Consider the following 23,739-nt stretch of genomic DNA (forward strand, 5'->3'; position numbering starts at 1 on the left):
GAAACCTTCGGAGCCAATCCTTAAACCCATGCTCCTGTACCCCGGCTGAGTTCACGCCGGGGTGACGGCGCCTTTCGACTGGGTACCTCATGGACCCCGGCTGAGTACACGCCGGAGTGACGGCGCCTTTCGACTGGGTACCCCATGGATCCCGGCTGAGAACACGCCGGGATGACGATCCGCCCTACAATCCTGAGAACAGCATCACCCGGTGATTGTCGGTATCGGTTACAAAGACCCGCCCTTCCGCATCCACGGCGATCCCGGTCGGCATGGCAAAGGAAGCGGCATCCGTCCCGTAGGCCCCGAAGGTGAACAGGAACGCCCCGTCCGCGTCGAAGACGAGGATCCTTGCATTCCCCGGATCGGTGGCCCAGACCCGGCCGTCGGCCGACACCGCGAGGTAGGGCTTGGTGTCGGTGGATTGCCCTTCCCAACCGGCGACCGGCCACTCCGTGAAATATTCGAATCTCCTTTCGATCTCCTGGAATACCTGAATCCGGCGGTTCCAGGTATCGGCGACGTACAACCGGCCGTCCGGCGCGAACGCCAACCCGACCGGCTCGTCGAATTGCCCGTAGTCAAATCCGGGGCTTCCGATCTCTCCCAGATAGTTCCCTTCGGAATCGAAATATACGATCCGTTTGTTTCCGGTGTCGGCGACGAAAACCCGGTTCTGCGAATCCACGGCGATCGCCCGGGGGCCGTAGAACTGATAGCCGGGATCCGCGCTCGTGGTTGCGCCCCAGACGGCGAGGAATTCGCCGTCTGGGGCGAATTTCTGCACGCGGTAATTCCACGTATCGGCGACATAGACCGAGCCGTCCGGACCCACGGCGACGCCCCACGGCTCGTTGAAGGTCCCTTCCGGCGCCTGCGCGGCTTCCATCCCGCTGAAGGAGCCCCACGCGGTAAGGAAATCACCCTGCGGACCAAAATGCTGGATGCGGTGGTTGCCGGTATCGGCGACGTAGAACGAGCCGTCCGGCGCGGCGGCGACCGCCCGCGGCCTTTGGAAGGCTCCGGTCTGTTCGCCTTCCAGGCCCCAAAGGTCCGCGGCGGCCACGCTTCGAACTGCGCCCGCATACGGATCCAAAGCCGCCGGCGGCGTGAAGGCTTCCGAGCCGTATTGCCATACCTGCGCGGCCAAATCCTTGCGCACATACAGGCGCATGCGTTCCCCCGAAGGCCAATTCGAAAGGGTCAGCGATTGGTTGGTCAGCCGGGCGTATTCGCCGTAGTCGCGATAAAACCAAATCCGCCACAGCGCCGAGCGGTAGGCCGGATCGTTGACGGCGTTCCAAACCCGGTCCCAAGTCAGGCCGAAATAATCCATCATCGGCCACCACATCCGCATGTAGGTGAACGCATAATGCGTTTCCGAAAGGAGTTGATCCGCCTGCGACCAATAAAAATCGCCGACGATGACCACCGGAGCATCGGCGAGCGGCCTCTCCAGCCGGTCTCCGTAATTGTAAGCGTTCGGGTATTCGCGCAGATACCAGTTCAACAGCCATCCGGAACGGACGTCGTACGGCACGACCAGATCCACGCCTCCGGCGGTCTTCCGGGAGATGTCCTCGATCTGCGTCATTGCCGTCTTAACGCCGGAGGCCGCGTGGGCGTAGACCAGGAATTCCGTCGCGTCGTCGTAATGGATATAACTCGCCATCCAGGCGGCGCGCATACTGCAGATTCCAAGAACCAGAGCGGTTCCCAGGTAGGCCAGACGCGGGAAGAAGCCTGAATTCACCCCCCGCCAGAGGGAGCCGATCAGCAGGATCCCCCCCACCGCCATCAGCGACAAGAACACGAAATCCCCGCTGGCGGAAAGCGCATCCAGCGTGTCACCGGACAGGGGCCGGGCGCCGCCCAAAGCGCTTCCGGCCGCGGCGACCGCCGCGATCAGGGCGGCGGGTACCGCCGCCAACCCGACCCAGCGCGGCCATTCCAGAATTTCCGGCCAGTCGACACCCTCAGCCACCCGGCTAACGGCCCAACCCCCGAGAAGAATGAACGGGAGAGCGATGTGCACCGTCAGCCACGGCATTTTTTCGCCGGCCAGCGTGAATACGAGCAGCGCCGTCAGGGACCAATAGCCGAACAGCCATACCATGGGGAAATCCGCGATCGACCGCCACACGGAAGTCGGTTCCGCCCGCTCGATGGAGTCTTCCGCCTTGCCGGCCGCCGCGGCGGATGCGGGTTTGCGCCGCAGGAAAAGGGCGATCCCCGGAGCGGTAAGCGCGAGCAGGGCCGGCAGATACTCATACATGGGAATTTGGAGGATCAGATAGTAGTACCAGGGCTGCGCCCCGCGCTGGACCTCCTGCTGAGCCATCCAATAATTCACCGCGGCGATCAGCCCCATCACCACTCCGGAGAAATTGGTGAAACATACCGAAAACAACAGCACGTAAACCCCGAAGAAGATCCCGGCGCAAATTGCCCACAATTTCCGGTTCCACATCCATCCGACGGCGACCGCTGGGACGGTCACCCCGGCCAGGCAGACCAAAGTCGCGAAGATGTAATTGACATCCTTTATTTTTTCGTACGGATCCCCGTCGAAGGGATTAAGGTTGAACACCGCCATCGGCAGCGCGGCCAACTGCGGAAGCAGGGTCGTTGAGAACACCACCAGCAGATCGACGGCCGGGATTTTCTCCCGCAATCCCGCCAAACCGAACTCACGGATTGGCGCGGCGGCGCCCGCGATCAGGAATCCGGCCGAAGCGAAGATCAGCGCCAGTCCGAGTACGACCATCGGATGACTGATCCAGATGTCGGTGTGGGTCATTCGTTCCGGGTCCGTCACGACGCCCGCGGCGCGCGCGGCGTCGATCAGCTCCGCCCTTCCGGCGACGATCAAACCCAATCCGCATACGGCGAGGAGGATCGCCAGCGCCAGAAAGATTTGGAAGCGAGCCTTGCGGTCCGAACTCTCCCAGGGAGTGCGTGAGAGTTGAAGGAAGACCAAGCCGAGCAGGAACAGGATCGCCAATCCGGCATAGATAAAAGCGGTTTCCTTGGTCGCATAATGCAGGGCCAGGGCGGCCGCCAGCAGGTAGAGCCAGCGGGGCTGCCGGCTTTCCAGGTAGCGGCCGACAGCGTAGAACATCAGCAACCCCCACACCACCACGAACGACTCGTTGCGGACGTAGCGCGAGTAATACAGCATATACGGGGAAACCAGCATCAGCGCTCCGGCCGCCAGCGCCCCGCCTTTCCCCAGCCACCGGCGGAACAGGTACAGCAAGGCGACCGCCGCCACGCCGAACAGGGCGGCGGGCACGCGCGATGAAAAATCGCTCGCTCCGAACAAGGCGTAGGAAGCGGCCACGGCGAGGATCTGAAACGGCCCATGGGTCATCGGATTGGGGGTGTAGCCGGCTCCCCGGAACAGCGACCAGGCCATCTGAACGTGCTGTCCTTCGTCGTGGCTGATCACGCGCGGCTCGAGCATCGCGAACCGGGTGACTGCCGCGGCCAAGATCAGAATCGCCCAGAGGAGGTGCTCCCGACGCAGGGAAGTGCGCCCCGCTACCGGTTGATCGAACCAGGAAGTGGCTGGGGATGTCGATTCCATATCTACCCCTTTCCGATTTTCCTCTTGCCGCGGCCAACGGAGGATTCCCGCCGCGGCTCTGAGCGGGCGCCGGACTTCGGCTCCGGCGGAAGGCGGAGCGATCTCGTTTCTTGGGCGGTCAACTCGCGGTACTGGCCGGGCCTCAGGCCCCCCAGGACCACACTGCCGATCCGGCGGCGGATGATCCGCACGACCGGCAGGCCGATCCGGCTGCCGACATCGCGCAATTCGTGCTTGCGCCCTTCGTGCATGACGATCCGCAGCCAAGCTCCGCGCCCTTGCGGGGCCACAAATTTTACCGACATCGGCGCGGTTTGGAATCCGTCCTCCAGAACGACCCCCCTCCTCCACGCCGCCAGCTGGTCCTCCGAGGGCCGCCGGGCTACCAGCACGCCATACTCTTTTTCGACTTCGAACTTCGGATGGGAGATCCGTTGGGCGAGTTCCCCGTCGTTGGTCAGAAGGATCAACCCCTCGCTGTCCAGATCCAGCCGGCCGACGGGATAGAACCTTCCTGGAAAGGGCAGGAGATCCCTCACGGTGGAGCGTTCGCCCTGCGCGGCGAGGGACGAAACGACCCGCCGCGGCTTGTGCAGCGCAAAGGTCCGCGGGCGCGGCCGCGCGGGAAGCCGCCGGCCGTCGACGCGGATTTCGTCCGCTTCCGGATCGGCGCTCATCCCCAGCACGGCGCGTTTCCCGTTGACCACTACCCGTCCCGCTTCGATTAGCGTTTCGCAGCCGCGCCGCGAATCCAATCCGGCCGCGGCGAGGATTTTCTGCAGGCGTTCCTTGCCCACCGCGGTCACTCCTTCAACAGCGGCGCCGGGGTTCCGGCGGCTGCAGGATCATCCTTGGACGGATCTTCCAGTTCCAGCGGCGGCAGGTCCGCGGCCGAGCTTAATCCGAAATGCCGCAGGAAGGCTTCCGTCGTCCCGTACAGGATCGGCCGGCCCGGTCCTTCGGTCCGGCCCACTTCCTCCACCAGGTCCTTGGCGATCAGGTTTTCCAGGACGCTTTCGGAATTCACCCCCCGGATGGCGTCGATCTGCGGGCGGGTAAGGGGCTGTTTGTAGGCGAGGATCGCCAGGGTCTCCAACGCGGCGCGGCTCAAGCCGATGGTGTGCTCGATGCCAAGGAACCGCTCAACGATCTGCGCGGCGCGGGGTGAGGTGGTGATATGGATCCGATCTCCCATGCGGAGGATCTGCAATCCGCGCTTCCCGTATTCGGCGCCGAGCTCCTTGAGGGCCTCCTCCACCTTGTCGGCCTCCACCTCCAGCACGTTGGCGAGGACCGGAACAGGGACCGGATCGGAGGCGACAAATAACACGCTTTCCAGCAGCGCGCTAAGCGGCAGGGGTTCGGGGGCGTGAGTCGTCATGCTATAATCTTTCTGGAAGGGCGGATTTTCCCGCATTCCGGGCCGGTGGATGATGAAATCCCATAAATCCCAATTCCTCCCGTTCCTGGCGGTGGCTTTCGGATTTGCCGCTCCGGCGCTTGCCTGCTCGGTATACCTCGGCGGACCCGACGCCCCCGGTCCGGAAATAACCCCGGAGGGCGACAAGTCGGCCATCGAACAGGCTTGGTCGCAGGCGATCGCCTTGGCTGTTGACGGCGGCGCCACCGTGGTGTTTACCGAATCCCAGATGACCGCCTATCTCCAGCAAAAGCTGGACGCCAACCCCGGCAACACCTTCCACAATGCGCAGGTTTTCCTCCGCGACGGCCGGATTAAAGTATACGGGATGCTCTCCTCTGGAGGCGTGTCCGCTTCCGCCATCTTGATTCTTCGTCCGGATGTAACCGATGCGGGGAAGATCGACCTCGTTTTGGAACAGGCCCAAGTCGGTCCGCTCGATCTACCCGCCGGCCTGCTGACAGCAGTCTCGAACGTCCTGACCGAAGTCTTCACCGGCTCGGTGGGATCCCTGGCCACCGGATTTCAAGTTAAGGAGATCCTCGTCGGGGACGGCTACATCGCCGTCAGCGGAATCATCCGCTGATTCGCCCCTCCGGCCGGCATCCCGAATCGATCCGCATGCACCGCGAAATTATACCAGCGCGTTTTTTCCGATCATCCGCGAAGCCTTTCCCGTCTCCGCGCACCTTTGCCGGATGGGCGGCGGCGGTCTGTCTCCTGGCGGCCGGATTCTCTTCCTGCGCCGCGCCGCAGGCGAAGGCGCCGGACGTGGCGGTGATCCTGATCGTCGACAACGAACGGCGCGACCTGCAGATCGCGCCGGGGACGACCGTGGCCAACGTTTTGGCGCAGGCGGGAGTGCTCCTCGGCCCACTCGATCGGGTGATTCCGCCTTTGTATTCGCTGATCGCCGACGGCTCCACGGTGCGCGTGATCCGGGTGGCCGAAACCTTCGAGGTGGAACGGGTGGCGATTCCCTTCCAACGGCAAATTGTCCGCAACGAAGCCCTGCCTCCCGATGAAACGCGGCTGATCCAGGCGGGCGCGGAGGGCCTGCAGGAAATTACCTATCGGATCATCACCGAGGACGGCATTGAAACCTCGCGCACGCCCTTGCGCACCACGCTGATCAAGGAGGCGGTGCCGGAAATCCTGATGATCGGCGCCGCGTCCTCCTTCCGCAACGTGCCGATCAAGGGCGCGCTGGCTTACCTTGACGGCGGGAACGCCTGGATTCTGACTCAGGATTCCGGCAACCGATTTCCGCTGGTAGCTTCAGCGGATTTGGATTCGCGGGTTTTTTCACTCTCGCCCGACGGGCAATGGCTCCTGTTTTCGCGCGGAGAGGAGGCGCGCCTGAATGCGCTGTTTGCGGTCGCCGCCTTCGGCGGAGAACAGCCCTTCCCGCTCGGGGTGTTCAACGTGATCCACTTCGCCGATTGGTCACCCGCCCAAAAACGCACCATCGCCTTCTCGACGGTCGAGCCGGCGACGTCGGCGCCGGGTTGGAAGGCGAAGAACGACCTGCGCCTGATCTCCTTCGACGAAAAGGGAAAGACGGGGGCGGAGACAATCCTCCTACCCCCGAACACCGAAGGGGCGTATGCCTGGTGGGGGACGAAGTTCGCATGGTCGCCCGACGGAAGCAAACTGGCCTACGCCCGGCCGGACGAGGTCGGCTGGATCCCCGCTGGCGGAGGTGTCCGCCGCTCCTTGCTGGCGATCACCCCCTTCCGCACGCTCGCCGACTGGGTCTGGCTGCCCGCCATCAGTTGGACACCCGACGGAGCTTTTCTACTCACCGTCCAGCACGGCGAACCGCTGGGCTCCGAGGCGCCCGAGGACAGCCCGGCTTTCGACCTGGTCGCCGTTCCGTCCGCCGGGGGGGATCCGATCATCCTGGCGGAACAAACCGGGATGTTCGCTTACCCTGCCCCCGGCCCGGCGCTCAGTCTTACGTACGAACGAGGGTATAATGTCGCCTTTCTGCAGGCGATCCGGCCTTCGGAAAGCGACCGCAGCAGGTACCGCCTGATGGTTTTCGACCGCGACGGAAGCAACTTGCGGGCGGTCTTTCCGCCGGAAAGCGAACCGGGATTGACCGCCGGAGAGGCGGCACAGGCCGAATGGTCGCCGGACGGGTCCCAAATCGCCTTGGTATACGAAGGCAATTTGTGGATCGTCGACCTCGCCAGCGGCGAAGGCCAGCCGTTGACCGGCGACGGCCAGGTGACCAAGGTCGATTGGCGGTAGGATAGGTATCCGTCCAGCCACCGCTATTTCCCGCCGATGGACTCATCCCGGGCCAAATCCCGACCTTCCCTTAGAGGTCCCATCCCCCGTTCCGCCCTGCGAGATCAAGGGGCGCGGTCCGGGAGTTGAAAACGTCGCGCTTCGAGGGCATTTCAGGAGCAACCATGCGCATCCTTTTAACCGGCGCGGCCGGCTTTATAGGCTCCCATCTCTGCGACCGCCTTCTGGCTGAAGGACACGAAGTCGTCGGGATGGATAATTTCGTCACCGGCGCGAAGGAGAACCTGGCCCACCTCGCCCTTCATCCGCGGTTCCGGCTGGTCGAGCACAACGTTTCCGAATTCATCAAGCTGCCCTTTGCGGTCGAGGCCGTTCTGCATTTTGCCTCGCCCGCCAGCCCGAATCCCGACAGCCCGTTCGGATATCCGCAGCTTCCGATACAGACCCTGAAAGCCGGCGCCCTCGGCACCCACAACTCCCTCGGCGTCGCAAGGGCTTGCGGCGCGCGCTTTCTGCTCGCCTCCACCTCGGAAATTTACGGCGACCCGCTGGAACACCCGCAGAAGGAGACCTATGCCGGGCACGTCGATCCGATCGGCCCGCGTTCGGTCTACGACGAAGCCAAACGGTTCGCCGAGGCAATGACGATGGCCTACCATCGCTATCACAACCTGGATACGAAAATCGCCCGCATCTTCAACACCTACGGGCCGCGCATGCGGCTCGACGACGGCCGGGTGGTTCCGAACTTCATCGGCCAGGGGCTGCGCGGCATTCCTTTGACCGTCTTCGGCGACGGATCCCAAACCCGCTCCTTCTGCTACGTGGACGACCTGGTGGAGGGGATCTGCCGATTGCTGTGGAGCGGCGGACACGATCCGGTCAACTTGGGGAATCCAGCGGAGATCAGCATCCGGGAGTTCGCCGAACGGATCTCCGGCTCGTTCGATCCGCCGGCCAAACTGCAGTTCCTGCCGGACCGGCGGGGTGAAGGGGATCCCCAGCGGCGCCAGCCCGACATCACCCGCGCCCGCACCGTCCTGGGCTGGGAGCCCAAGGTGCCGCTCGAGGAAGGCTTGCGCCGGACCGTTCATCATTTCCGGCAAAAAATTCAGATCCGCAACGCGTGAATCTGCCCGGCCGAATTCGGCCGGAAGGGAGAAAGGCACGGAGTGTTGTTTAACAGGGCGGTGAAAAAGTCCTGAGATGTCATTGCGAGCCCCGCCCCGGCTTCGCCGTGGCGAGGCCGAGGGAGCGAAGCGACGAAGCATTCTCCTGCTTTTCCGGCAAAGGAGATTGCTTCGCTCCCTCCGGTCGCCCCCGCTTCGCGCGGACAGGCTCGCAATGACACCAAGTTAGGACTCCTTCAACACCCTCTTAAAATTCTCTGCATTCTTTGCGCTCCCGGCCCGTCCGGGGACTTGATCGGGGAGGGTTTCGCGATAAAAAGGTTTCCATGGAAGCTTCGATAAAAAACGGGAAACGGATTAATGTGCGGACGGAAGGCAAGCGCTTCGTCAAGTTCCTGGTGGTGGGAACGATCGGAGCGGTCGTGGATTTCGGAACGTTCAACCTGCTGACCACCGCCGCTGTAAACCTCCACATCCGCTTTTTTGGAGGCGCGGCCCTCCCGATCTACGCCGGCCCCTGGCTGAACTTCCCGCCCGTGCCTTCCTCCGTCTTATCCTTTCTGGCCGCCGTCACCAGCAATTTCATCTTCAACCGTTTCTGGACCTATCCGGATTCACGCTCCAAGCCCGTATGGCGGCAGGCAGTCCAATTCACGCTGATCAACACCGTCGGTTTGGCGATCCGCACCCCGCTGTTCAGCGCTCTCATTCCGGTATGGAGAAGGGTTCTGGAAAACAGCAGTCCGGCTCTGCCGATCGGAGGCGAGCAGGCCTCGCGCAATCTGGCCTTGGCCTGCGCCGTGCTGGTGGTGCTGGTGTGGAATTTTGTGGCAAACCGCTTCTGGACGTATAATGATGTCAGCTAGGGCGATATGACCTCAAAAACCGTACCCGCACCGATGATCATCTTCACTTCCCGGGGGGACTGGGGGGCCTTCCTGCTCTATCCCTATCTGTTCAACCAGATCGGCGAGTGGATCGGATGGGCGACCCGCGAGAAGGAAATCTACAACCTAGACGGCAACTATGTCGGGACCATTTCCTCCGACCAGCGCATCCTGCGGAAAAAAAGCCTCGAAACGCTTCCCCCCAAGCGGGAAGTTCCGAAGCCGCCTGCCAATCCGCGAATTCCAGCCTCCATCCCTTTGCCCCCTCAAATGGCGGAACTCTCCTACGACATGCTGGATGTGCTGGAGGATATGCCGGATATGCTTCACACGATGGATTCCGGCGAGTTCAAACCCGACGTCGAGTAGTCCCATTCCATGGCGGAAGCCATTCGCAGCCTTACCCATCTGCTGGAAGTAGCCTCCTCGCGGAGGTTTTTGGCCGTCGTCGAGCCCGGCGACCGCGGGTTGGCCGAATCCCTGCCGTTCCCGTTTGTGTCGATCGTCGGCGAATGGGAAATGAAACTGTCACTCCTGCTTGCGGTGATCAATCCCGCCGTGGGAGGTGTTTTGCTCCTTGGTCCCCGCGGGACGGGTAAAACGACCGCCGTTCGCAGCCTGTCGCCCCTCCTACCGGACGTTCCGCGCAGTCTATGCGCATACGGCTGTATGCCCGAAGATGTTGAAAGCGGCGGAATCGAATCGATCTGCCCGGATTGCGCCAAAAAATACGGGCAAGGCGAACCCCTCACGTTCACCGACCGCGCCCGTCTGATTGAACTCCCCCTGCATTCCGAGTTGTCGGACGTAATCGGCGGAATCGACGAACGGGCGGCGGCCCATCAGCGGATGCAAATCAAACCCGGGATCCTTTCGCATGCCGACCGAAACCTGCTGTATGTTGACGAGGTGAATCTGCTCAAGCGCGAAGTTGCGGACGCGATCCTGGACGCCGCCGCGCAAGGCGTCTACACCGTTCGGCGCGGACCGGTTTCGGCGACCTACCGCTCGCGGTTTATCCTGGTCGGTTCCATGAATCCCGAGGAGGGAGCCCTCCGACCGCAGATCGCCGACCGCTTCGGCCTGCGGGCCGTGGTCCGCGGGTTGGCCAATTCCTCCGACCGCTGGGAAGCCTACCAGCGCGCGCACGCGTTCGAACTCAATCCGCGCGGGATGATTGAATATTACCGCGAGGAAACCGAGGCGATTCGCGGGGAAATCCTCGCCGCCCGCAACCGCATCCCGGAGGTGCAGCTGGCGCCGGAAACCGTCCGGGTCGGGCTTGAGGCGATCGAGCAACTCGGCGTCTCCTCGCTGCGGGGGACAAGCGTGCTGTTTGAAGCCGCGCGCGCCTATGCCGCCGCCGACGGCCGCCTCCGGGCCGAACCGTCCGATCTGAACGCCGTCGCCGTCCTCGCCCTGCGCATGCGCCACTCGGATTTCATGGATCGTTATGCCTCGGATCTGGAGCAGGAGGACGCGACGATCGTGGAAGCCTTTTCCCAGTCGGAAAACGAAGCGGGATCCTGATCCGCGCCCGGTTCCGCCCGATATTCCATTGTCGTTTTCCCAACCGGCTCGAGCTCCCTTCCGCTTCGGATTTCTGGCATCCTCGAAATCCACCTCTTTGCCTAAGCGGCATTCGAAAACAACCGACCCCGGAATCCACTGCAAATTTCCCTCAGCTCATTGGCGCAGGTCTGGTGGCTTAGTCTATGCATTCCGCCCGTGGACATCCTCCGTCCAACCGGCCGCTCCGCCCGATCCGGCGCATTTGAATTCGATACGCCTGGGTTTGCCTTTGGATTCTCCTGATCAACTTTTATTTCGCCGCTTAAAGCGATTCTTTTCCTTCGTAGGCGTTATGTTTCCGGCTCGCCTCCTCATTGCGCGTCGACGCCGGGAGAAGGATCCGCCCGGTGTTCATGCACGCGCATCCCTCCGGATACCCTCTTCGCATCTATTCGGAGTTTCAGGTCCGATTGTCCGCCGAGTCGCTTGGAGGTTTTCCGGTCACCCGGAAATCCAAATTCAACGGCGTTTTCCGTGTGAGAACGGCCGTGACTATCCACGATGCGGGATGGGACAGCCTTAATCCCATGTACATGCGGTCTTCATACGAAATTCAAATCTCTTCAATACCATCCGGATTATCGGAATATCGAAGGAAGGAGTCTGCGATGGAAAAAATGAAAATGAATTACCTGTTGGACGGCGTAATCGGTTTGGCATTTCTGATCGCCGGTGCATCCGGAATTGCCTTTCTGTTTCTAGGATCGGGGGGATATCAAGGCGGCCGGAACGCATCGTTCATCACGTCGTTTCTCGGTCTTGAGCGTGGAACGTGGAGCGCTGTCCACGACCTGGCCGGGATAGTGATGATCGTCGGAATCGCGCTTCATGTGATCCTGCATTGGCGTTGGATCGTCTGCGCCACAAAGCAATGGCTGGCCCGGCCTTTCCGCCGCCCGTCGCCGGAAAGCGCCGTTTTGAAATGAATCTTCAGGATCTAATCCGCAATGCGGTCTGGTTCGGATGCAATCCGAAGGGCGGAATCGCCGCGGGAAAAGCCGGAGGCATTCCGGCCCCGCAGAAAAGGAGCAAATGATGATCGGGAAATTGCTGACGTACGGCCTGATCGGCGGTCTGGCGACCGTTCTGATCGGAGGCAGCGCGTATGTTCTCATCCGCGCGGAAAGCCAATCCATACAAATGGAGCAATACCGCAACAGTCAAAATCAGGATCCTCTGGGACGCGGTGCGGGGGCCGAATCGAACGGTCCTTCCGGCGAGAATCAGTCCGGAGGCCAAAGCGCGGATCAGAACGGATCCTCCAACCGTCCCGCCGACGCCGGCCAGGGGAACGGATCTCCGGCATTCTCATCCGCTGCTTCCGCAGCGCTTTCCGCCGACGAGATCGCCCTGACCGCGTCCCTGCTGGAAGAGGAAAAACTCGCCCGCGACGTCTACCTCGAGCTGTACCGGCGATGGGAATACAACGCATTCCAAAACATCTCGCAAAGCGAACAGACCCATATGGATGCGTTGATCTCACTCCTCGCCGGCGGAGGGATCTCCGATCCGCTGGCCGGGTTTGGAGAAGGCGAATTTCCGACGGCCGCGGTCCAGGAGCTTTATGCGCAATTCACCGCCATGGGATCGGAATCGCTGGCCTCGGCGCTTCGGGCCGGAGCCGCCATCGAGGAAATCGACATCCTGGATCTCGAACGGATTCAGAGTGGAACGTCGGCGCCCGCGTTGCTTAATGTTCTGGATAATCTGCGCCGGGGATCGATCAACCATTTGCAGGCCTACAGCGCCGCCTATGAGCGGGAGACGGGAACCTCGTACATCCCCCAATATATGAGTCAGGAGGCGTACGATGCGCTTATGGCCGGTGCCGGGCGCGGCGCGCGCGGCCCGCAGGGAGGTGGAAAGGGCGGCGGCTCCCGGGAAGGATCCTGCGGATAATCCCGCAATCATTTTCCACAAAGAAAAAGCCGACGGAGAACATCACTTTCGCCGGCTTTTTTCTTCTGCAAATGCCTATCGCCGGTCTTCAAAGCCCGTTCGAGATTCCCTCGCCTCGCGCAGAGCGGCGATTTTATTGCAGACAATATCCGCGTCCTCAATACCCTCAAGGGCCACGCCGCCAACCGTGACGGTCCCCCTTCCTCCGGAATGACGATCCAATTTCACATCACAGATTCCATGGATGTTCTCGGATCGTCGATCCTGCTCTCCCGGCCCCCAAACGGCGATGATCCTTTCCTCGGTTAGGAAGTACCTCGTTTTTTTTCGTTTACGAAAATCGCGAATGTCTTCCCGGAAATGATAGGGCAACGGTGGAGAGAAGGATAGCGATGCGCAGAGAAGCAGCACACACTCCCGGTCAAGGAATGACCCTATGGGCATGGGGTGCTCGTGCGCATATTTCAAGGACTGGGAGAGAATAAGATAAATGGAAAAAAGCCAGGCCAACCCAAGGATGATAAGGAACCTAAACTCCTGATAATTAATTTTTCGGACTAAGAATCCCCGATAGGGCAGACCATTCCAGACTACCCATTCTCCGGGACGAAGGTCGGGAGGATTCATCCCGCTGTCCTCTTCCATCATGATCCCATTCCCTCTGCCGTGAATCTCCGATTGCTCCGGGTGCGAGTTGGCAATTCACCCCTATAAAACGGCTTTTTCCCTCGGGCCGATCCACATGCCTTGGTGGTCGCTCCAATGCCATCCATCGGCCTTGATTTTCAGCGGACGCCGTTCCCAGCCCGCCCGCACCCGCTCGCGGGTCGCTTCCCAAGTCCGCAAGCCGCTCAGGGAATCGGCGGCTTCGACGTTGCAGGCGCCGACGGCCACCGCCATCGTCATAGCCTCGCCGATCGACGTCCGCCGCAGCAATCCGCCCAGGAAGCCGGCGATGGTCGAATCTCCGGCGCCGGTGGTGCCGACGGCGTTCACCGCAAAGCATGGAATCCACCGCTCGCGGTCGGCCCAGGACGCCTCCGGGGCCGGGCGGGCCCGGCCTATGGTTTTCAGCGCCGCCCCGCCGGCGGTGCGCATGTACGCCCCGTGCTCACCCATTTTCACCAGGATGATCTTCACGCCCATGTCGAGCAATTCCCCGCCGATGTCCTCCAGCAAACGCGGATCCGCCGGCCGCGAAAATCCGTCCGTCGACGAGAGCCGTTCGAACTCCGAGCGCCGCAAGGTGAACAGGAGTTCCTCCAGACTTGGGAGGAAGATATCCACGTAGGGCATGGCGCCCCGGTAGATTTGCCGCCAGTCGACTGAGCCGCTTTCCGCGTTGCGATCCGGCAGCGACATATCCAGTGAAGTGGTCGCCCCGGTTTCCTTGGCGGAGCGCATCACGCGGGCAAGTTCGCTTCCCCCGTCCACGTACATCCGCCGCAGCGCCGGCGGGTAGCCGAAATGGAATATATCCGCGCCGCGGACGGCCTCGAAGTCGATGTCGGCGGAGGAAAAGGTGTCGTTGGCGCCGGTGCAGTGCAGAAAAAGCCGGTCGGTCACCCGGTTGCTGATGATGATGGAGTAGGAAGTATCGACCCGCGGATCCACCAAAATCCTCTCCGCCAGTTCGGGGCCCCGCTTGGCGATGATCTGCCGAAGGATTCCGCCCAGCGGATCGTCGCCGGTTTTGGCGATCAACATGGTCGGGATTCCCAAATGGTGAAGGGCCAAGCCGGTGTTGGAGACCGGGCCGCCGCTGCAAAACTGCGCCGATCCGATCTGCACCAGTTTTCCCGGTTTCAACAGGGAAGGCAGGTCGTGGTTTGTTAAATGCTCGAAATCCGGGAGGATATCCAGGCAAATGTGACCGGCCACGACAGCCCGCAAAGGTTTTGTCATATTGCTTCCTCCCGGCCGTATTTTAACGTTTTGCGGCCGCACGCCAAGGAGTAGCAAACCGCCGTTTCGACGGGGAAAAATCCTTCCGAGCGGTATAGGCGGATCGCCGATTCGTTTTCGGCATTCACTGATAGGATCACCGAGCGGAGTCCGTTTTGCCGGGCGAAGGCTTTGGCATGCCGCAACAGCATCCGTCCCAACCCCCTGCCTTGATGCGCCGTTTCGACGCTCAGGGCGGCGCCCTCGGCCGCCTTATTGTTTTCCTCTTCCCGCCGGATGTGCACCGTTCCGACGGGCTCGCCCTCGCACTCTAACAGGCACAGCCCGCCCGCGAGGTAAGATTTGCCGCCGAACCAACCGCTCACCATCCGAGGGGTGCATTCGACGTGCCCGGCAAGATCCCGGAAACTCCGGTTGATGAGATCCGGGAAGAGACGGATGCCGATCCGGTCTTCCGGTCTCACAACCTGGAGCGAGTATCCGGCGGGAAAGACCGCCTCCTCGGCGGCCGCATGCCGGCATTCCAGGACGTAGGAAAACCGTTCCACGGAGAACCCCAGCCCTTCCATCACAACCCGGATTTCGGTCTTCCGTTCCGGGAGGAATAAGTATACGCTGCGCAGGCCGTGAAAATGCGGACGGACAGCATCCAAAAGCCGGGAATAGGCCTCCTGCGAATTGTCCACGGCATGGAAAATGGAAAACCTTCCCTTCCCGGCCTTTCGATATTCCCGGCTGCGCATCAACGCCGCCGCGCCCGCGATTTCGTCTTACTTCCGAAGAAGGAAAGCCGGATACTCAGGAGAAAGTCCAAAATCCCTCCCCGGCAGGAACGATTCATCGTGTTCCCGGCCGTGCGCCTTGGAGTACCGCAGCAATAATGATTCGTTTTTCGAACCGGCTTTTTCGACGACGGTTTCCATCTACTCCGCCAGCATCGGCGAAGGAAAATGCGATCCGGGCAAAGGTTCGAGTTGGGTGGGATGGGCGTAATCCATTCCATCGACGCACCCGACGCTCTCCGGATCCTCCGAGAGTTGCGGATGGTGAAGTAGGCACGAGGGGTCGAGCACGCGCCACCGGCCCTCCACCCGCACCACCGCATAGACATGCCCGGAATTGTGGACCAATCCGGTCGCCGCGGAAACGCGGCCGGGAGGGATTCCCGACCGGTATAGCAGCGTGACGAACGTAAACGCCTTTGAGTTGCAGGCCTCCATCGGAAGCTTCCCGAAATGCGCATACGCCTTCGCCATGTCCCCGATGGAAACCCAGGCGTTCTCGGGAGAGAGTCGGACCAAATAGGCCCACGCCTCCTGATGGCCGGGATCGCCGATGAAGTCGCCGTTTTCCTCCAGCCATGCCCACACCCGCCGGATCCTGCGCCAGGCTTCCCGGTCGTCTGCCGTGTCCTGCGTTGGAAGCCCGAGGTCGGCCAGCAGGCGCCCGATTTCCTCATTCTGCCTATCAATATCCGGATAAAAGTAATCCGGAGGCCCCGCGATGTTGCCGCCTTCGCGCCAGCATCCGTCCGCATCGCAGGTATAGACGACCTCCCCTTCGTACAAGGTCTGCTCGCGAATACTATATGGGAGTGTTGTGGTGGCCGTGGGGGAGGCGGCCGCCAAAGGCGCGGCAGTATCCGGCGAGGGATTCTCCGCCGGAACATCGCAGGCGGCGGCCAGCAGAAGTAATCCGGAACACAGCGCGGTTTGATAATCCAGTAATCGTTCGGCGGCCATCGGATGATTTTGCAGATGATTGGCTTTTGGTTTTTTCCACACAGTTTTTTCCGCCGGATTGATCGGAAGGTTTTTTCCTCCCGGCTTTTCAGCCGCCGAAGGCCTGCAGGAAGAAGTAGGCGGTTAACCCGATCGCCGCCGCCCAGGTGAGCAGGTACAACGCGGCGGTTCTCTTCCCCCCTTTAGCAATCCACTCCCCGGTGGCATCGTCCACATCCAAGGGATACTTCAGGGAGATGGCGTCCACCAGTATGGAGACTCCGGGACGCGAGGGAAGGAATAGCGCCGGCTCGGGCGACTCGTCTCCGATCCGCAGATCGGGCAGGGATTTCGATTTGCCTTCGATCACCTCCCCGGTGCCGGTCCGGATCTCATAGGAATATTCAAGCACCGGGACGTCATTGATGCTCATCCCCGTCTGCCTGCTGGACAGGATTCGCGCGTCGGCGATTTCCCCATATCGCAGAAGAGCCGTCTGGCGCAATCCGCCGACCGCGGCCGTGAGGAACGTCCCCGCCCCGACCGCTGGAAAAATCAGTACGAATAAAACCCAGGGGGAAAACACCGAAATCCGCGCGCCTTGAATCCGCGCGACAGAAGGATCCTCGGGCACGTATTCCACGATCACGGGGACTTCCACGGACCAGCGTTTTCCGGTAGAGTAACTTACGCCAGAATAATCCCGCTCATCCCGCGCGGTGAAAGTGAACCGGTATGCGTAGACCACCACGTCATTTTCAATCGCGTTCGTTTCGGAAACACCGGTGATGATTCCGCGGGCGGTCTTTGCGGAGGAGGCCAGCCGCAGATTGTCGATCGGGCGGTATCCCCGGGTGAAAATTATCGTGAAGATCAGCCCGACGATAAGGAAAATCGCCCCGAAGGAGCCGGTGATTCCCAGCATCGCCGAGCAGACCATGGTCAACGGAACCGGGCGCGGCGGCGGGGCCAGGCGGCGGATTCGATTGGAAAGCATGGTTTCCTCCTACGCGCCACAGCTTGGCGAACCCGGAACCGGAATGTGAAACGCCGCGTTCCGCAATCCCGCCCTGAGACCGGGGTAATTTTACCCTTACCCGTTTCTATTCCATTCCTTCATTCTTCCAACCGCCTGCTCCACCCGTTCCGTCGGCGTTGCCAACGAAATCCGCAAATAGCCCTCGCCTTCTCCTCCAAAAAAGGTCCCGGGGGCAAAACACACCCCGGTCTCCCGCAGGAAAGCATCCGCAAAAGCCGCGGCGGTGGATCCGCGGGGTACGGACGCCCAAATGTACATCGAAGCCCGGACCGGCTCGGCGCGCAATCCCGCCGCGGCCAACCCTTCCAAGATCCTTTTCCCCCTCCGGGCGTAGATCGCATTGCGCGCGGCCAGCCAGGTCTGATCCCCGCGCAGGGCGGCTTCTCCCGCCGCGGCCACCGCCGGGAAGATTCCGGAATCGACATTGCCTTTCAGACGCCGCAGCGCGGAGACCGCTTCGGAATTCCCGGACAGGAAGCCCAGCCGCCAGCCGGCCATGTTGTACGTCTTCGAGACGGAGGTGAATTCGACGGCGCAGGATTTAGCATCCGGCAGTTCGAGAACGCTCATCGGCAGAAAACCGTCGAAGGCCACGTCGCAATAGGCGGCGTCGTGGCAGAGAAGGATGCCGTTCCGGCGGGCGAAATCCAGCGCCCCCGCGTAGAATTCCCTCCCGGCGACGGCTCCGGTGGGATTGTTCGGATAATTGAGCCACAGCATCCGCGTCCGGGCCAGGACCTCCGCCGGGATCGAATTCCAATCCGGAAGGAAACCGTTTTCGCGCTTAAGCGGCAGGAGGTGCGCCTCGGCGCCGGCCCATTCCACCGCGATGCGGTAGACGGGATAGCCCGGGTCGGGGATCAGCGCCACGTCGCCCGGTTCCAGCAGAGCCTGTGCGAGGTGGAATATTCCTTCCTTGGAGCCGATCAGCGCGGTGACCTCCCGCTTGGGATCCAGCGGAACCTGGAATCGCCGCTGGTAGTATTCCGAAACCGCTTCCAGGAGCGAGGGCGTGCCGTATCCGAACGCGGGGTAGCCGTGCAGACGCGGATCGCGGACCGCCCGTTCCGCCGCCGCGAGGATATGATCCGCCGGCGGCATGTCCGGCGAGCCGATGTCCATCCGGATCACCTCCGTTCCGCGGGCGCGGAGCGAGGCGATCGCCTCCGCCATTTTTGCAAAGGGATACGGCTTGAGATTGCGCATGCGGCGGGAACGATGCATGGCGGGAACCTTGGTGGTTGCAGAATTCGGCGGCTGCGGCTACGGGACGGCTTCGTGCTCGGACGCCGACAGGGGCATCGTCTCAGAGGCAGTTTCCGCGGCCGACGGCGCCTCCGCTGGCGGCTCTTCCACCCGGCGAACGGCCTGCAGAGCCGTGATGGCTACTTCCAGCATCGCCCGGTCCGGCGGGCGCGTGGTCAAGGACTGGGTCCACACGCCGGGAGCGGCGAGGATCCGCGCCAATGCGGGATTTTTTATCCGCGCCGACAACCGCAGGTATTCATAGCCGAAGGCTACCAGAACCGGAATTCCCATCAGGCGGGTGATAATCCTCCATAAGAAAGGCATCGGTCCGGCAAATGCGAAGAGGACGATCGCCAGAATGCCGATCACCACCAGGAAGGACGTCCCGCAGCGCGGATGCTCCTTGGAGAACGCCTCCACGGATTCGGGCGTCAACGGCACCCCGGCTTCGTAGGCGTGGACGGTTTTGTGCTCCGCGCCGTGGTAGGCGAACACCCGGGCGATTTCGGGCATCCGACCGACCAGCACGAGGTAAAGGATCAGCAGTACCAGGCGGATCACGCCCTCCGCCGCGTTTCCGACAATCGAGGACACGCGCAAGGCACTCTCCATCCACGCCCCAACGGCGGCCGGAACCAGGAAGAAGACTCCGACCAGAACGACCAGGGAAGCCAGGACGGTGAGGATCCATTCGCCTTTGCCGATGGGTTTCTCCCCTTGAACCTGGGCGGAAAACTCCAGGCTCTGCCAGCCCAGCCCCACCGTATCCCACAACAGCAGCACGCCGCGCAGGATCGGGATCTTGGCGATGCGGCTTTGGTAGATTCCTCCCAACGGCCGGACTTCGGTTTGGATCTCCCCGTCGGGGCGGCGGACCGAAACCGCCATCGTCCGGCGCCCGCGCATCATTACGCCTTCCAGAACCGCCTGGCCGCCGTAGGAAAACGGCTGAGCCGGAGTTTCGGATTTTCCGCGCACTTCACTTTTTGAGTTCATAGAAAAACCGGATGTACGCCTCGATCCCGCGCCACAGGATCGGCAGGTGGAGTTTTTCGTTCGGGGCGTGGAGGTTGTCGTCGGGCAGGCTGATCCCCATCATGATCGATTCCCGGCCCAGCACCTCCTGGATCAGCGAGACAACCGGGACGCTGCCGCCCTCGCGGGCGAAGACCGGCCGTACGCCGAAGGCTCCTTCCAGCGCCCGGATCGCGGCCTGCATCTCGCGCGTGTCGCGCCGGACAATGCCGGCTGGGCTGCCGGCCAGGTCGGTCACTTCCCAGCGCAGCCAAGCCGGAGCATGGGCCCGCAGGTATTCCTCCAGCTGGCGCTTCACCGCTTCCGGCTTTTGATTGGGCACCAGGCGCATCGATAGCTTGGCCATCGACCGCGCCGGAAGGACGGTCTTCGAGCCTTCGCCGGTGAATCCGCACAGCAGTCCGTTCACCTCGAGCGTCGGCCGCGCGCCGATTCGTTCCACAACCGTGTAGCCTTCCTCGCCGTTAATGCCGAAACCGGTCGATTGGGCAAGGAACTCATCTTCCTCCCAGGGCACGCGGGCAAGCTGGGCGCGCTCTTCGGCATCCAGCGGCAGGACGTCGTCGTAGAAACCCGGCAGAGTCACCCGCCCTTTGGCGTCGTGCATCCCGGCGATGAGTTCGCAGAGAATCTGGCCGGCGTTCGGGACGACTCCGCCGAACAGGCCGGAGTGCAGGTCGTGGTCCGCCGTCTCCAGCCGCAGTTCAAAATAGGCCAGTCCGCGCAGTCCGTATACGATGGTCGGCAAATCCGGCCGAAGGATCAGCGTGTCGCAGTTGAGCACGGCGTCGCAGCGCAACAGTTGTTTGTTTTGGATCAGCGCGGTTTCGAGGTGCGGCGACCCCACTTCCTCTTCCCCTTCGAAGATGACCTTTACGTTCACCGGCAGCGTGTCAACCGCCAGAATCGATTCCAGCGCCGCCAAATAAGCCATCAGCGGGCCCTTCATGTCCGAAGCGCCCCGGGCATAGAGGTTCTCCTCCCGCACCGACGGGGAGAACGGCGGCGTCACCCACTCTTCCAGCGGCTCGGGCGGTTGAACGTCGTAATGCCCGTAGAGCAGGACCACCGGCGCGGAAGGATCGGCGGCGGCGCGAAAACCGTACACGAGCGGCGGACCTTCCGTTGGAAGCAGGCGCGCCTCAAATCCGAGTTTGAGCAGCCGGTACAAAAGCCACTCCGCCGCCCGCTGGGTTTCCGCGGCGTACTCGGAAAGGGTCGAGATGCTGGGAATCTCGAGCAGTTCGTTCAGGTCGCGAAGGATCCGGTTGCGGTTGGAGCGGGCGAAAGCGATCGCTTTTTCCATCAAAGTGCGGCTCCTCACCTCCGGCCGACAATGGCCGAGAGGATCGTTCCAAACGTCCCGATCGTCAACAGCGCCAGGATGATCAACGCCGGCGGGAGTCCGCGGCCGGTGGCAGCGGAGGCGAACGCCGGGATGGTGATGGTCGGATCCGGCGTGGCTGGGGTGAAGGTCGGCAGGCGGGTCGCTAAAGCGGACGAAAATTGGGCGGCAAAGGTCGGATCCACCGTCGGCTGGTTTTTCGGGATGGCGGTCGGCGGCGGGGCGACGATCGGCAGATCCCCCACGCCGTAGTGCATGATGACGAATTCCGAACTGACCCAAGCCGCTCCGCCCGGGGCGGAAGCGTATTTGATCTGATACCACATGCCGGCCCGGGATTGCCCGACGGCTTTGCATTTTTCGCCCATCACCATGATGCCGACAATGTCGTAGTCCGTGGCGCTCGGTCCGGCGCGGATGTTGACCTGGTCCACATCGCCCTTGCAGCATTCGACGAACGGCGGTTCCAAGTCGTCGCCGGCGTCCTGGGAAACCGCAACCCCAGGCGTCAGCAGGTAGAGTCCGGCCGTCAGGAGAACCCAGGCGGCAACGCGTCCGGAAAGCGGACGACGCTTCCCCCCCGGACCGCCATGCGATCCGTTGGCTTGTTTGCCGTTGACTTCGAATGCGTTTCCCGTCATTCCCACTTTCCTGCGCCGCTTGGTGAATGCCCGCCGTGGGAAAAATCTCGGCGCGTAAGAGTATAATTGTTCCATCCCGTTTCCCGGAGAGACGGCATGCCGTCTGGAGAGAGCGTTTTGCCCGCCGCCTACGCCCAAGTGGCCGCCGCGACCGCCGGCGCGTTTCTTGCCGCGCTCTGGCTGAGTCTGATCCTCTGGACCGTCAAAGACGTCCGCGCCCGCACCGACGACCGATTGGCGCAAATACTCGCCGTGGCGTGCGCGGCGCTGTTGACAATCCCGGGATGGCTGTTGTACCTCCTCCTGCGCCCCGCGCGGACCCTGGAGGCAGAGTACCAGTCCAGCTTGGAGGAGGAGGCTCTGCTGGCTTCGCTCGCCGGCCGGTTGAGCTGTCCCGGCTGCGGCCGGCAGGTGGATTCCGATTGGCGGATCTGCCCCACCTGCTCGACCGTCCTGCGCAAAGCCTGTCCGGACTGCGGCCGGATGCTCGACCTCTCCTGGAACGTCTGCCCGTATTGCGGAACGGCGGCAGCGGTTCCGGAGGGCGAACCTCCGATGGAATAACCGATCGATCCTGCTGATTGCCTTCGCCCGAAGGTCCCAGGCAATCTTCCCCAAATGTGCAAACCGGGGATTGCTTCGCCCGCCCCGGCAGAACCGCCGGCCGGGCCGGGGCCGCTCCGCTCCCCGCAACGACTCAGCTCATCCCAATCCCCCGTTCTTGAAGGCCGCCCGTCCCGCATACAGGGCTTGCTCACCCAACTCCACTTCCATCCGCAACAGCTGGTTGTACTTTGCCACCCGATAGCTGCGCGCGGGTGCGCCGGTCTTAATCTGCCCCATGTTCATCGCCACGGCCAGGTCGGCGATGGTCGAATCCTCGGTTTCGCCCGAGCGGTGCGAGGTGACGGCGCGCCAGCCGGCGCGGTGGCACACTTCAACCGCCTCCATCGTTTCGGTCAGCGAGCCGAGCTGGTTCAGTTTCACCAGCAGGGCGGTGGCCGCCTTCTCGTCGATTGCCTTGCGGACCCGTTCGACGTTGGTCACCAAAAGGTCGTCGCCGACGATCTGGAATTTGCCCTCGGTTTTTTCCACCAGCGCTTTCAAGGAATCCCAATCGTCCTCGGCCAGGCCGCCCTCGAGGCTTGAGGACGCCCTTGCCGCCGTAGCGGGCCTTGTCTTTGTCGCGGAGTTCCAGCGCCTCATGCGTGCCGGTGGACGCGCCCGAAGGGACCGCCGCCCGCCCCCAGGATCCGTCGTCAAGGGTCACTTCCACCTCGACCGTCGGGTTGCCGCGGGAATCCAGGATTTCGTGCGCAAAGATCTGCTCTATCATGGTATCCATGTTTCTCTCATGAAAATGAGACGTTTTCAAGATCGGCGCACCGCCCTATCCGGCGCCGTGAAATTATACCGCACGCATTTCGGGGTACGCATAAAGTCTTAAAAGCCCTCGGCGGGATTGCACGCGGCGCAAGGGCGCGGCCGGCCGATTCCGGAGTCACGCTCTACAACCGGGACCGCGTTTTGTCCGGCGGAAACCGCCTCTCGATCAGCCCGGCCAGCAACACCAACGCGGCATACAACAATGCGGAAGCGATCCAGCGCGGGGCCCATCCTTTGCGGACCGTGACGGAAGGCGCCATCGAAACGCCGGCCTCCGCCGCCGAGGCTTCCCCGTACTCCAGATGGGCTCCGATCGTCCTACCGAACCAGAATATCCCGCCGGGCAGGTTCGATTCCCAACTGGGATCCACGAAGGTCCACGTCTCACCGTCCCGGATCTCCATCCAGGCGTGCGCGCCGGCCGGGCTGAGCCAGTTTTTTGTTTGGGGGTACAGAGGAGGCCGCCATGTCGGAAACAACAGCCCCGTAACCGTTCGGGCCGGACCGCCGTCGGCACGCGCGAGCGCCACCGCAAGATTCGCTAATTCCGCGCATCCCCCCACCCGTCGGCGGCAGGCTTCGCGTGCGGACGGAGTCCCTCGCACGCGGGGGCCTTCCGGCCAATCGAAGTATGCCGCCGCAAACGAAAAGATCCGCAAAACCGTG

General features: G+C 62.4%; 22 protein-coding genes and 1 pseudogene. 9 read left to right on the forward strand and 14 right to left on the reverse strand.

Annotated elements, in window-relative coordinates:
- Window positions 1–184: 184 nt before the first annotated feature.
- Genes JW929_05900 through scpB form a run of 3 tightly spaced genes read right to left on the reverse strand, consistent with a single transcriptional unit; the run spans window position 185 to window position 4,970 of the window.
- Window positions 185–3,589 (reverse strand): TIGR03663 family protein, encoded by a 3,405-nt coding sequence (locus tag JW929_05900; GenBank protein MBN1438927.1) that lies wholly within the window; start codon window positions 3,587–3,589, stop codon window positions 185–187.
- Window positions 3,590–3,591: 2 nt separating this feature from the next.
- Entirely contained in the window at window positions 3,592–4,386 is a 795-nt protein-coding gene (locus tag JW929_05905) for an rRNA pseudouridine synthase (GenBank protein ID MBN1438928.1), read from the reverse strand.
- Window positions 4,387–4,391: 5 nt separating this feature from the next.
- Window positions 4,392–4,970, reverse strand: a complete 579-nt coding sequence (scpB, locus tag JW929_05910; GenBank protein ID MBN1438929.1) for an SMC-Scp complex subunit ScpB — start codon at window positions 4,968–4,970, stop codon at window positions 4,392–4,394.
- A 52-nt stretch (window positions 4,971–5,022) separates the two neighbouring features.
- Between scpB and JW929_05915 the strand changes: the two genes are divergently transcribed.
- The 8 genes from JW929_05915 (at window position 5,023) to JW929_05950 (ending at window position 12,753) form a co-directional block, all read left to right on the forward strand.
- Entirely contained in the window at window positions 5,023–5,595 is a 573-nt protein-coding gene (locus JW929_05915) for a hypothetical protein (GenBank protein ID MBN1438930.1), read from the forward strand.
- A 35-nt stretch (window positions 5,596–5,630) separates the two neighbouring features.
- A complete protein-coding gene (locus tag JW929_05920) occupies window positions 5,631–7,265 on the forward strand; it encodes a G5 domain-containing protein (GenBank protein ID MBN1438931.1) in 1,635 nt (544 codons plus the stop codon).
- Between the two features lie 164 nt (window positions 7,266–7,429).
- A complete protein-coding gene (locus JW929_05925; protein MBN1438932.1) occupies window positions 7,430–8,395 on the forward strand; it encodes an SDR family oxidoreductase in 966 nt (321 codons plus the stop codon).
- 326 nt (window positions 8,396–8,721) lie between these two features.
- Window positions 8,722–9,261, forward strand: a complete 540-nt coding sequence (locus JW929_05930) for a GtrA family protein (GenBank protein MBN1438933.1) — start codon at window positions 8,722–8,724, stop codon at window positions 9,259–9,261.
- Between the two features lie 6 nt (window positions 9,262–9,267).
- The gene (locus tag JW929_05935; protein MBN1438934.1) at window positions 9,268–9,651 is read left to right on the forward strand and encodes a hypothetical protein; all 384 of its coding nucleotides are present in this window, start codon (window positions 9,268–9,270) and stop codon (window positions 9,649–9,651) included.
- A gap of 9 nt (window positions 9,652–9,660) precedes the next feature.
- Window positions 9,661–10,812, forward strand: a complete 1,152-nt coding sequence (locus JW929_05940; GenBank protein ID MBN1438935.1) for an ATP-binding protein — start codon at window positions 9,661–9,663, stop codon at window positions 10,810–10,812.
- Window positions 10,813–11,462: 650 nt separating this feature from the next.
- The gene (locus JW929_05945) at window positions 11,463–11,780 is read left to right on the forward strand and encodes a DUF4405 domain-containing protein (protein ID MBN1438936.1); all 318 of its coding nucleotides are present in this window, start codon (window positions 11,463–11,465) and stop codon (window positions 11,778–11,780) included.
- A 109-nt stretch (window positions 11,781–11,889) separates the two neighbouring features.
- Window positions 11,890–12,753, forward strand: coding sequence for a DUF2202 domain-containing protein (locus JW929_05950; protein ID MBN1438937.1), 864 nt, complete (start codon window positions 11,890–11,892; stop codon window positions 12,751–12,753).
- A gap of 75 nt (window positions 12,754–12,828) precedes the next feature.
- Here JW929_05950 and JW929_05955 read toward each other — a convergent pair whose 3' ends face one another.
- The 9 genes from JW929_05955 to JW929_05995 all read right to left on the reverse strand — a co-directional run bounded on the left by JW929_05955 (window position 12,829) and on the right by JW929_05995 (window position 21,687).
- Complete coding sequence (locus JW929_05955; protein MBN1438938.1) at window positions 12,829–13,401, reverse strand: hypothetical protein; 573 nt, start codon at window positions 13,399–13,401, stop codon at window positions 12,829–12,831.
- 60 nt (window positions 13,402–13,461) lie between these two features.
- Entirely contained in the window at window positions 13,462–14,658 is a 1,197-nt protein-coding gene (locus JW929_05960; GenBank protein MBN1438939.1) for a carbohydrate kinase family protein, read from the reverse strand.
- Window positions 14,655–15,311 (reverse strand): GNAT family N-acetyltransferase, encoded by a 657-nt coding sequence (locus JW929_05965; protein ID MBN1438940.1) that lies wholly within the window; start codon window positions 15,309–15,311, stop codon window positions 14,655–14,657. Before JW929_05965 ends, JW929_05960 begins: the two co-directional genes overlap by 4 nt.
- Window positions 15,312–15,581: 270 nt before the next feature.
- Window positions 15,582–16,442: a transglutaminase domain-containing protein gene (locus tag JW929_05970; GenBank protein ID MBN1438941.1), complete on the reverse strand. Its 861-nt coding sequence runs from the start codon at window positions 16,440–16,442 to the stop codon at window positions 15,582–15,584.
- Window positions 16,443–16,488: 46 nt separating this feature from the next.
- Window positions 16,489–17,376 carry a DUF3592 domain-containing protein gene (locus tag JW929_05975; protein MBN1438942.1) on the reverse strand — a complete coding sequence of 296 codons (888 nt, stop codon included), beginning with the start codon at window positions 17,374–17,376 and terminating at the stop codon, window positions 16,489–16,491.
- Window positions 17,377–17,472: 96 nt separating this feature from the next.
- Window positions 17,473–18,642, reverse strand: a complete 1,170-nt coding sequence (locus tag JW929_05980) for an aminotransferase class I/II-fold pyridoxal phosphate-dependent enzyme (GenBank protein ID MBN1438943.1) — start codon at window positions 18,640–18,642, stop codon at window positions 17,473–17,475.
- A gap of 39 nt (window positions 18,643–18,681) precedes the next feature.
- Window positions 18,682–19,662: a DUF1385 domain-containing protein gene (locus JW929_05985; protein MBN1438944.1), complete on the reverse strand. Its 981-nt coding sequence runs from the start codon at window positions 19,660–19,662 to the stop codon at window positions 18,682–18,684.
- The gene (locus JW929_05990) at window positions 19,646–21,007 is read right to left on the reverse strand and encodes a dipeptidase (GenBank protein ID MBN1438945.1); all 1,362 of its coding nucleotides are present in this window, start codon (window positions 21,005–21,007) and stop codon (window positions 19,646–19,648) included. Before JW929_05990 ends, JW929_05985 begins: the two co-directional genes overlap by 17 nt.
- 14 nt (window positions 21,008–21,021) lie before the next feature.
- Window positions 21,022–21,687, reverse strand: coding sequence for a hypothetical protein (locus JW929_05995; GenBank protein ID MBN1438946.1), 666 nt, complete (start codon window positions 21,685–21,687; stop codon window positions 21,022–21,024).
- A 96-nt stretch (window positions 21,688–21,783) separates the two neighbouring features.
- On the opposite strand from JW929_05995, the gene JW929_06000 reads away from it, so the two are divergent.
- Window positions 21,784–22,251, forward strand: a complete 468-nt coding sequence (locus JW929_06000; GenBank protein MBN1438947.1) for a zinc ribbon domain-containing protein — start codon at window positions 21,784–21,786, stop codon at window positions 22,249–22,251.
- Window positions 22,252–22,389: 138 nt separating this feature from the next.
- Here JW929_06000 and JW929_06005 read toward each other — a convergent pair.
- Both JW929_06005 and JW929_06010 read right to left on the reverse strand, forming a co-directional pair.
- Window positions 22,390–23,032 (reverse strand): annotated as a pseudogene (locus tag JW929_06005) (hypothetical protein).
- Window positions 23,033–23,195: 163 nt separating this feature from the next.
- Window positions 23,196–23,732: a transglutaminase domain-containing protein gene (locus JW929_06010; GenBank protein MBN1438948.1), complete on the reverse strand. Its 537-nt coding sequence runs from the start codon at window positions 23,730–23,732 to the stop codon at window positions 23,196–23,198.
- Window positions 23,733–23,739 lie beyond the last annotated feature (7 nt).

It is taken from the genome of Anaerolineales bacterium (genome assembly GCA_016928575.1).
Taxonomy (GTDB): domain Bacteria; phylum Chloroflexota; class Anaerolineae; order Anaerolineales; family RBG-16-64-43; genus JAFGKK01.

Excerpts from the sequence above, each read along its gene's own strand:
- JW929_05900 (MBN1438927.1), bottom strand. The coding sequence starts at position 3,589 with ATGGAATCGACATCCCCAGCCACTTCCTGGTTCGATCAACCGGTAGCG.
- scpB (MBN1438929.1), bottom strand. The coding sequence starts at position 4,970 with ATGACGACTCACGCCCCCGAACCCCTGCCGCTTAGCGCGCTGCTGGAA.
- JW929_05915 (MBN1438930.1), top strand. The coding sequence starts at position 5,023 with ATGAAATCCCATAAATCCCAATTCCTCCCGTTCCTGGCGGTGGCTTTC.
- JW929_05920 (MBN1438931.1), top strand. The coding sequence starts at position 5,631 with ATGCACCGCGAAATTATACCAGCGCGTTTTTTCCGATCATCCGCGAAG.
- JW929_05925 (MBN1438932.1), top strand. The coding sequence starts at position 7,430 with ATGCGCATCCTTTTAACCGGCGCGGCCGGCTTTATAGGCTCCCATCTC.
- JW929_05930 (MBN1438933.1), top strand. The coding sequence starts at position 8,722 with ATGGAAGCTTCGATAAAAAACGGGAAACGGATTAATGTGCGGACGGAA.
- JW929_05935 (MBN1438934.1), top strand. The coding sequence starts at position 9,268 with ATGACCTCAAAAACCGTACCCGCACCGATGATCATCTTCACTTCCCGG.
- JW929_05940 (MBN1438935.1), top strand. The coding sequence starts at position 9,661 with ATGGCGGAAGCCATTCGCAGCCTTACCCATCTGCTGGAAGTAGCCTCC.
- JW929_05945 (MBN1438936.1), top strand. The coding sequence starts at position 11,463 with ATGGAAAAAATGAAAATGAATTACCTGTTGGACGGCGTAATCGGTTTG.
- JW929_05950 (MBN1438937.1), top strand. The coding sequence starts at position 11,890 with ATGATCGGGAAATTGCTGACGTACGGCCTGATCGGCGGTCTGGCGACC.
- JW929_05955 (MBN1438938.1), bottom strand. The coding sequence starts at position 13,401 with ATGATGGAAGAGGACAGCGGGATGAATCCTCCCGACCTTCGTCCCGGA.
- JW929_05960 (MBN1438939.1), bottom strand. The coding sequence starts at position 14,658 with ATGACAAAACCTTTGCGGGCTGTCGTGGCCGGTCACATTTGCCTGGAT.
- JW929_05975 (MBN1438942.1), bottom strand. The coding sequence starts at position 17,376 with ATGCTTTCCAATCGAATCCGCCGCCTGGCCCCGCCGCCGCGCCCGGTT.
- JW929_05980 (MBN1438943.1), bottom strand. The coding sequence starts at position 18,642 with ATGCATCGTTCCCGCCGCATGCGCAATCTCAAGCCGTATCCCTTTGCA.
- JW929_05985 (MBN1438944.1), bottom strand. The coding sequence starts at position 19,662 with ATGAACTCAAAAAGTGAAGTGCGCGGAAAATCCGAAACTCCGGCTCAG.
- JW929_05990 (MBN1438945.1), bottom strand. The coding sequence starts at position 21,007 with ATGGAAAAAGCGATCGCTTTCGCCCGCTCCAACCGCAACCGGATCCTT.
- JW929_05995 (MBN1438946.1), bottom strand. The coding sequence starts at position 21,687 with ATGACGGGAAACGCATTCGAAGTCAACGGCAAACAAGCCAACGGATCG.
- JW929_06000 (MBN1438947.1), top strand. The coding sequence starts at position 21,784 with ATGCCGTCTGGAGAGAGCGTTTTGCCCGCCGCCTACGCCCAAGTGGCC.